Source organism: uncultured Agitococcus sp. (assembly GCF_937920075.1).
GTDB lineage: Bacteria > Pseudomonadota > Gammaproteobacteria > Pseudomonadales > Moraxellaceae > Agitococcus.
Genome location: NZ_CALETI010000311.1, coordinates 1 through 8,754, shown reverse-complemented (window position 1 = coordinate 8,754; position 8,754 = coordinate 1). Strand labels below are relative to the sequence as shown.

The following is an 8,754-nucleotide window of genomic DNA, read 5'->3' as shown; positions in this document are numbered from 1 at the left end:
GCTGATTTGTGCCAAATCGCATGGTTACTGAGCGAAGCCGAAGTATTGATAAGCCGTCGTGTCACCGCCTTATATCCTCGGCCTTGCTTCGACTTCGCTCAGTAACCAAAAGGCGCGAGGTTTTACGGCGAAGTTGATAAATGCTTTCCATAAACACCTCTAAGCAATTAACCAATATATAAAAAATTATCGTCAGCAGGCGGAGTGGCAGTGCCAATGGCTCTAACAGGTGAGCTTTGACGTAATGGCACAATCAAAAAGAAATCTTCACTTTCATCAATGACAGTTAAAACCCGACTAATAAGCCGTTGGCGTTCAGCAACCGTTAAATAACACTCAAAAACTGACTTTTGACCACCACAGGTATAATCACGCAAAACGTGTAATGCTTTTTGCAGGCGTTTAGGTTCTCGAACATCATAAGCAGCTAAAAATAATTGGCGTTGTGGCATGACGGCATACTCCAATTAACAAATATCAGTCTTTTGGTGGGTATGTGGTGAGTGTAGAGCGTTTTTTAGACGATTGTGTCGTTTATAAGCTTGCGAAGTTTGTTGGTTTTGAGTGTGATGAGGGGGGTAATAGCAGAGGCTTAGCCCCATGTGTTGTGGGGCTAGGTGAGGGGGTTTAGCTATTATTAGTAATGCCTTGTTTAATAAGAGCGGGCAAGTCTAGGAGTTTTTTTCCATCAATAACAATAATGTTATTTTCAGCAGCACGTGTTTTGGCATTAGCAGGCAATTCATATAATGAAACAAAAACGGCATGAGTATTTAAACCGCCAATATCCGCTAATGCTGCTAATTTATAAATAGATTCAAGTGGTGAAGCGTCTTTATTATTATCCCAATTGACGGTTTTACATTCTACAATCAATAAATTAGTACCATATAAAGCCATAACATCTAATTCATTAAAGGTAACTTTGCCTTGACGTTGGGTGCTTTTGCTAAATGAGACATTAATGCAAATATCTCTAAAATTTAACTCAGGTAGTTGACGTAATGTTTCTGCAACTAAAATATCTAGCCATGCGCCAGCAACTATTTTTGCTGATTCTACAGAGCTAAAGCTAAGACGTTTAGGACTTATATTAAAAACTTCTTCGATATAAGGGATGGCTTGATATAACTCATCAAGTTGAGAATTAAATTTTGGATTTTCAATAAATAAAGTTGGCAGACTTTGTTTAGGATGATTTTTAGATGAGACTCGCTCATGCTTGTTGATGCTATCAATAATGGGTTTGGCTAGCCAATTTAAGTGGCTAATTGCATGACATCTCATATCAAAGTTGTGACGCAAATAATTTGACAATCCTTGAACGTATTGTTTGTGTCCTTTAGAAATATCAGCAAGATTTTGTTTTTTAGTAATTTCATACTGATAAATTTTAAGATAGGCTGCCAAACTAATATTAGGCTTAATCCGTAATGATGTGTCTAAAGGTGCATCTACCCAAATAATTTGACCATCAAAATGTGTATAAAATATTTTTGCGCCTAAAGCCGAAAATACCTTGTATGCAGCAATGGTAATGGTTTTTAAACCTCCTGCTAAATTAACTAAGACTTCATTATCTGTATGTTTTTCTAACAGCCATTGGCTAAATGTTTGTTCTAATTGCGCAGTATCAAGCTCATTGGTTAATAATAAAGGTTCTTCAACACGAATGCCTAAATGAGTAATTTGATTTTTCAAATCATTAAATTGTGGCATCATGGTTTGTGTGACTGCAATACAAACAGCATCAGGTTTTAAGCTAGTTTCGCTTAATGGCTGAATGTTTGCCGCGTTTTGTCCTGTTGCAATAATTAACATAATACGAGACATAAGATTTTCCTATAAAATAGATTTTTAAAACAGAGGGGTATTTATTTAGTTATCCAAATCTTCCATCGTCACACTTGCTGGTAATTGTTTATTAACTTTAACGCCTAGCTCAACAAAGTTACTAACGATTTTTGTAAGGCTACCTTTACCATCTCTTAGGCTATTAAATGAGTCGCGATAACAGTCTTGAGCTTTATTAAGATGTGTGCCAATGTCTTCCATTTTTTCAACAAAAATGCGTAACTTATCATACACACGGCTTGCTTGATCGGCCAATTCTTTAGTGGTCTGATTTTGACGTTGAATACTCCATAAGTTTGCAACCACACGCAACACAGGTAATAAGTTTGCAGCCGTTACAATGGCTATATTTTTGTTGTAGGCTTGCTCAAAAACCTCTGGCGCATGCTCAGCAATTAAAATATATGCAGGCTCAATGGGCATAAACAAAAACACAAAATCGGGCGTGTTTAAACCATTCAGTGAGTGATATTTACGTTGGCTAAGTGTGTTAATGTGTTCCTTAACGGCTTTGATGTGTTGTTCTAAAGCCTGTTTACGCGCTGGTTCATTGTCGGCAGACACATATTGCGTATAAGCCACTAAAGACATTTTGCTATCAATAATCAAATGTTTGCCTTCGGGAAGTTTTACTACAAAGTCTGGGCGTTGATTATCGCCGTCTTCATTTTTAAAGTTTTCCTCTTTGCTGTATTCAATATCTTTGCGCAAGCCAGAACGTTGTAATAACAAATCGACTTTTTGCTCACCCCACGAGCCTTGTAGTTTTTTATCACCTTTTAAGGCTTTGGTTAAGTTAGCGGCCTCGTCATTAATACGAGTATTTAATTCACGTAGCTTTTCTAGCTCTGTTTTAATAGTAGTTTGGCCTTCAATATTATTGCTATGCACCTCGTCAACACGTTGGCGAAAAGCTGCTAGTTGCTCTTTAAATGGATTAAGTAAACTATTTAGACTGTGTTCGCTTGCTGTCGCAAAGTGTTGTTGTTTGTTGTCAAAAATTTTATTAGCAAGATTTTCAAATTCTTGTTTAAGTTGAGATTTATTATCTTCTAGCAAAGCGAGTTTTTCGGCCATATTTTTGGCATCTTTTTCGGCAGCAGTTTTTAACTCTTTGATGGTGCTAATGTACGATGTGGCTTCGGTTTGTAAGCGTTGAATAGATTCATCTTTGTGTTGTAGTTGTTGCTGTAATTGTACAAGTTGTTCTTTTTCTGCTTGAGCTTGGCCAATCAAGGCATTTTGTTGTTTGATGGTTTGGTTATGTTGTTCATATTGCATGGATAAAGTGTCATAACTCAATTGCATTTGATGGATAGTTTTTTCACGTTCGGCAATAAGTTTTTCATCTTTTTGGTTTGCCATTTCTAATTCGGCAATATGTGCATGCGCTTTAGTTAATTCTTGTTGTGTGGCTTGTAGATTTTGTTCTTTGCTTTGTTGTTCATTGCGTAATAATACCAATTGTTGTTGATGTTCTTGCGCTTGGCCAAGTTGAACTTTTTGTTGCTCAATCAACTCTTGTTGGCTGATTTTGTCTTTGGCTAATGTCACGACTTCTTGATTGAGAGCAGCAATGATACTATCTCGTTCTTGTAAACGAATTGTCAAACCTTGCTCTGTAGAAAGGCTAGCACTGAGTTTGGCATTTAACTCGGCTTGTTGATTTCTAACATTATCTAAAGACGTTAAGTTTTTTTGCAAATCCTGTTTAAGATTGCTAATAAATTGTTCAAGCTGTTCATTTTGCTGTTCTTTTAAAGCCAATTTTTGCTGAAAAGATTGTATTTCTAATACTTGTTTTTGCTTCTCGGCATCAAACTGAGTTTTTAACTGGCTTTCTAAGCTCAATAACATGGTTTTGGAAAGACTACGACCAATCACCATACCAATTACTAAAAAAACAACACAAGCCACAAAAGTAGAAATCAAAAAAACTGTATTCATGATGAGTTACCTTAAAAACCAAAAAAGTTAAAATCAATTATGTGTGATAACAAATGACAATTTATGAATTGCAAGCTTATGGAAAGATGACTAAGGTCAACTTCCAAACCATTGCCTTAGCGTGTCATTGGCTTTTTGTTTAACTTCATCGGTAATGTACATAGATACGGTGCTGACGGCTGTAATGAGAACACCAAAATCATCGGTATAACCCATTGGTAAAAAATCGGGAATTAGGTCAACAGGTAAAATAAAATAGGCGAGTGCGGTGTAAATGGTGGTTTTAGCAGCTAATGGCACATTAGGGTCTTGGGCGGCATAATGAAGCCAGAGAGCTTTTTCAACAACTTCGCGGCCTGCAGCTTTAAAAACTTTTTTAATTTTGTTCCAAAAAGAATTGTTGGTATAAGTGGTCATGATAAGGCTCCGAGGGTGATTAAGTACGCATAGCATAACTAAGCACGACGACGACGAGCCATCTTACAAGCTTGTAAACACCAGACTATTAACTGACTGTCGTAAACAATGCTTTTAAGTCTTCTTTGGTGCCAACAGTCAGCAATTTTACGTTTTTACCTTTACAACGTAACTCAAAACTTAACCATTGCTCGTTACTATATTTTGCTTTTAACATGGGCGACACAATTAACACTTTTTCTACTTTACCAAGTTGCTCTGATAAAGATGTAAGCTGACTTTCCATTTCGCCTAGTGTTTTATATTTGGGAATATCGGCTTTTATTTCAATCACATAAAGTTTATTGTTAAACTGTAATAAAGTATCACTTTCTTGACCTTGTGGGTCAGTCTTATTGCTTAACTGTACGTTAGTTAAAATATGCTCAGGCTTTATCTGATATTCAGTGGTCAACCAATGCTCAATGAGTTGTTCGTACCAATCTCCTGAGACCCATTTGCGCCATTTTTGGTAGGCTTTGTAATGGAGTGAAGGCAAGGTAAGTGTCTGTTGATTTAGACTAAGAGGGGCAGGTTTAGACTCAATCACGCTGTTGAGTAACATAATAAACTCAGCATTGATCTCTTGCGAGCAAGTGACACTCACAAACGTTGAGGTTTCGTTTTGTTGCCAGCCCTGTTCTAATAAATCGGTTATTTTTTTCCATTCTTGAGGGTATTCAAGCCGAGATAATGCTAGTGGTAAACTGTTTGGGTGTTTACGAATAGCATTAGGCGTGTGTGGACGCACATAATCCATATATAACAGAGCGTTGTCTTTGGGAGAAATAGTCACATTGGCTAAATCAATATTTGGCAGAATGTTTAAGCCTTGAGTAGATAAACAAAAACGCTCTAATGGTACTTTGTTGCCAAAGGGTTGATAATGAATCTCTTGCCAAGCATAAGCACGCGTCAGCAAATAAGATAATGTTTTAGTGCCACCCGTCATATTCAGCACACATTGCTGTTGAGCTGCATTGTTAAACTGTTTAATTTGTGGCGTAAAAACTTGTTTAATCCAATCATCGGTTTCTTGTAAGGTGTTGCCGTCAAAAGGTACATTAGGTACTGCTTGTAAAATATCTAACTGCTCAGGTGCAAATTGCTGCTTTAAAACATCAAATAAGCGTTGAGCAGGTTTTTGCATACGCTGACTGGCCACTAGCCAAATATGACGTGGTTTGTAATATAAACACGCCCGTAGTTCGGCTAAGTTGTGGTCAGAGACAATCAGCACATACAAGTCCATTTTTTTGTTCCTTAGTGAAAATTAAACGGTAAACATGCCATTAAGCCTTGCATGGCTTGGCTACGGTTAGACGCATTTTTTAGCTTTTCTAAAGATGTCCATGGCGCATGAGGCAGTTGACTGTGTAGTTGCTGTAGCGATTTGCTTGCCAATGCGTCTATTCGAATGCCATATTGTTGCACCCATAATGCCAATACTTCGCCCATCCATTGTAAAGTTGTTCCGTCTGCTTCACGACAAGTATTGATAGCTTTGTGCATCCACAAACTCGCCTTAAGAGGCTGTTTGGCGTGTAATAGCACAGCACGATAAGCGGCAATCAACGGCCAAGGGTGTGTGGGTTCAAATTGCCAATCGTCGGCGGTTTCTAAGTAGCTATCTTGTTGTAAGGCTGGTCTTGTTACAATCACTCGCAATAATAAATGTTGTTCAAAGCGTTGGTCGTTATCACTGCGGCCAAGTTGTGTGGCAATGCTTGCAAGTGGTTTTTGCCAAAAGGTTTCTAAGGCTTGTTGTAAGGCTTGGTCGGACACGCCTTCGTTGTCGGTGAGTGCAATTAATCGGTATATTTCGGTTTGACGTTGTTGTTTACGTTTTTCTTGTGGGTCGCTTAATTGGTCAAAAGTGCGTATCGCTTGGTCAAAGTAGCTAATCGCTTGATTATTTTGGCCTCTAAACGCTGCTAACTGGCCTAAGCTAGACAGATATTTGCCGTAGTTATTTAATCCCATTAAACGTGCGTCTTGTGATTGCCAAAAATCTAAAATGTCTTGTGCCGAGTCAAATTCAAATTGGTTGGTGGCTGCCACTGCAATACGCAAATGTAAATGACAAACTTCCATGGCATTTTCATCAAGTAAGCCTTGTGCCAAGGTTAATGATTGCGACAACAAAGGCAGATCATGTTGGCCTAAATGATTCGCACATGCTAAGCGAGCCATATACCAATGCAAAGTAAGCATAGGCGGTAAAGCACACTCTTTGGGCGTATAGTTGGCGAGCCAATCTAATGCGGTTTTAAGCTCAAGCAAATGATAATTTTTGTGTTGTAGTAATTGAGTGACAAAAGCCAAATATCGCTGCCAAATCGTGGCTTGTTGTTGTATGTGCTTGCCTAGTTGAGCCAATACATTATGCAATAAACTACTGTTTGGCTCATTGCTCACGGCACTGACTAAGGCATACCAGTCTTTGGTGCTGAGTATGTGTTGTTGGTCAATAGCGGCATAACTACGCTCAATCACATCGTGTTGTGGCTCTAACAAACAATGGCCACGCAAAGCACTGCGTTTTAGTCGTGTTTTGCTATTGGCAGAGCCAGCCGCCCACATATGTGCGAGTGCATCAACATAACCGTTGGCAGGATGATGATTTTTATGAGCAAACTGCAACTCAATACTGACATGCTTAAATCGGTCGGCATCTAAGGCTTGCAGTTCGGTTTCGAGTAATTGTTGAATAGGAAAGAGTGACATATTGGCATCAAAGCTACTACGTTGCTCAATAAAAAACTCAACTTTACCTTGACCATTAATGGGTAATAAACGCAACACCATACGCATCAACAAATAAATACCACTAAACCATCTTGAGCTTTTACCCAATAAAGCATCATTAACGGTAATGCCAACAATCCCTATGGGATTATCAAGCAAGGTTTTGATGGTTTCATCTAAGTTTGCATCGGACTCGTTAGTGGCATGAAAATTATTTTTTAGGAGCGGTAAGCTGACTTTGTTGACAGGAATGGCTAAGGCAACCATACGCCCTAATTTGGTATCGTGTACACTCAGGTGTTTGCTGTTATCAAACTCGCTGCCTGTTTCGTCAATCAAAATTTGCCAATGATGATGTGTAGGCAAATGACGTAAGCTATTGGGGTGGTGGTCGCTAAAGCTAACAGGGGCTAATTGACAAGTCGTGTTTGTAGCAAATTGTTGGCGTTTATTGTTGCTCCATGTTTGCCATCTTTTGAGTTTGTATTTTAAGTATTGGGCAATGGCAGGGTTAGTATTGTCAATTTGACCTTGAAACCATGTTTCAAATTCTACCGAAAAGCCGCCACTTTTTAGTCGTCTTTCGCAAGCTATCCATTTGTTATAAGCCTGTGTGCCTAAATTGCGTTGTTTTTGTGCATTTTGCATCAGTTCGGGTTGACGCTCGCTACGTTTTAATAATTCACTAAACAATCCATCTAATTGAGCGCGATGTTCGGGTTCGTGTTCGCCCCATGAGGCAAATTTAAACACCTCGGCTAAGAGTTCTTTATCTTTTTTAGGCGATACGGCTGTTGTGTTAAGGGCGGTTGGTGTTTGTGATTCTATATTTTCGGTTTCTGTGGAAACAGAAGTTTTAGGTTCGGTAGTGACTGTAGCATTTGTTGGCGTGTTTGTTTCGTTAAGCGACCAATATTCACCGCTGGGCAATTCTAACCAACGGTCGTTTTCTTGTAGCAAATACGAGGCATCAGGCCAATACTGTTGACTTGCCAATAACAATAAGCTAGGAGTGTTAGCCGAAAATGCAATATAGCTGGGTGTTTGTTGTTGTTTTGAAAGCAGCAAATAAGCGTCTTTGAGGGTGTTGGGTGATGTTGTGGTATGTAGATTAATGGCGGTGAGTGATTTAGGCAAAGATAGTGTTACGCCTGCGAGACAAAGGGTAAGCATGGAAGGTCATTCCTTGATATTTATAAAGTTAATTTAACAAGGAATGTAAAAAAAAGGGCAGGCTGTGTCAATGCGTTTTTGTGTAGTCAGTTCCATTATGGACATATTCAAAAATCCCCCTTAGTCCCCCTTTGGTAAAGGGGGAGACGCTTTGCATTTATTTTAGCGATGATGCCCCCTCCTTTGGTAAAGGAGGGTTGGGGGAGGATTTATCAGTCTGGGAAAGGGTTCGAACATAGAAAATGGTTATAGTCACAACTGTTGGTTGTCTTAATCCCATAGAGTCTGGGAAGAGGTTCGAACTCGAAAAATATCGAAAGATAGGTGTTAGCAAAACGTCTTAATCCCATAGAGTCTGGGAAGAGGTTCGAACGCGATCTCTATGTTTTAAAGACATGGAGCAACGGTGTCTTAATCCCATAGAGTCTGGGAAGAGGTTCGAACCTTACAGGATGTGAGTCAGGTGCTTACATGACTGGGTCTTAATCCCATAGAGTCTGGGAAGAGGTTCGAACGCTTATAACGTGCCGTTCAAAATAAAGTCGGGGTCTTAATCCCATAGAGTCTGGGAAGAGG

The 8,754-nt window shown here is 39.0% G+C and carries 6 protein-coding genes and 1 CRISPR repeat array; all 6 genes read right to left on the bottom strand.

Going from position 1 to position 8,754, the window contains the following annotated elements:
* Window positions 1-167: 167 nt before the first annotated feature.
* Window positions 168-452, bottom strand: coding sequence for a CRISPR-associated endonuclease Cas2 (gene cas2 / locus Q0212_RS10845; RefSeq protein ID WP_297925349.1), 285 nt, complete (start codon window positions 450-452; stop codon window positions 168-170).
* A gap of 175 nt (window positions 453-627) precedes the next feature.
* On the bottom strand, window positions 628-1,833 hold the full coding sequence (locus tag Q0212_RS10840) for a DUF1887 family CARF protein (protein WP_297925347.1): 1,206 nt from the start codon (window positions 1,831-1,833) through the stop codon (window positions 628-630).
* A 45-nt stretch (window positions 1,834-1,878) separates the two neighbouring features.
* Complete coding sequence (rmuC, locus tag Q0212_RS10835) at window positions 1,879-3,801, bottom strand: DNA recombination protein RmuC (RefSeq protein ID WP_297925346.1); 1,923 nt, start codon at window positions 3,799-3,801, stop codon at window positions 1,879-1,881.
* A 96-nt stretch (window positions 3,802-3,897) separates the two neighbouring features.
* The gene (locus Q0212_RS10830; protein ID WP_297925343.1) at window positions 3,898-4,218 is read right to left on the bottom strand and encodes a YkvA family protein; all 321 of its coding nucleotides are present in this window, start codon (window positions 4,216-4,218) and stop codon (window positions 3,898-3,900) included.
* An 88-nt stretch (window positions 4,219-4,306) separates the two neighbouring features.
* Window positions 4,307-5,509 carry a hypothetical protein gene (locus tag Q0212_RS10825; RefSeq protein ID WP_297925341.1) on the bottom strand — a complete coding sequence of 401 codons (1,203 nt, stop codon included), beginning with the start codon at window positions 5,507-5,509 and terminating at the stop codon, window positions 4,307-4,309.
* Between the two features lie 11 nt (window positions 5,510-5,520).
* Window positions 5,521-8,178: a hypothetical protein gene (locus Q0212_RS10820; RefSeq protein ID WP_297925338.1), complete on the bottom strand. Its 2,658-nt coding sequence runs from the start codon at window positions 8,176-8,178 to the stop codon at window positions 5,521-5,523.
* Window positions 8,179-8,445: 267 nt separating this feature from the next.
* A CRISPR array of direct repeats spans window positions 8,446-8,754; the repeat unit is 29 nt; unit sequence GTCTTAATCCCATAGAGTCTGGGAAGAGG.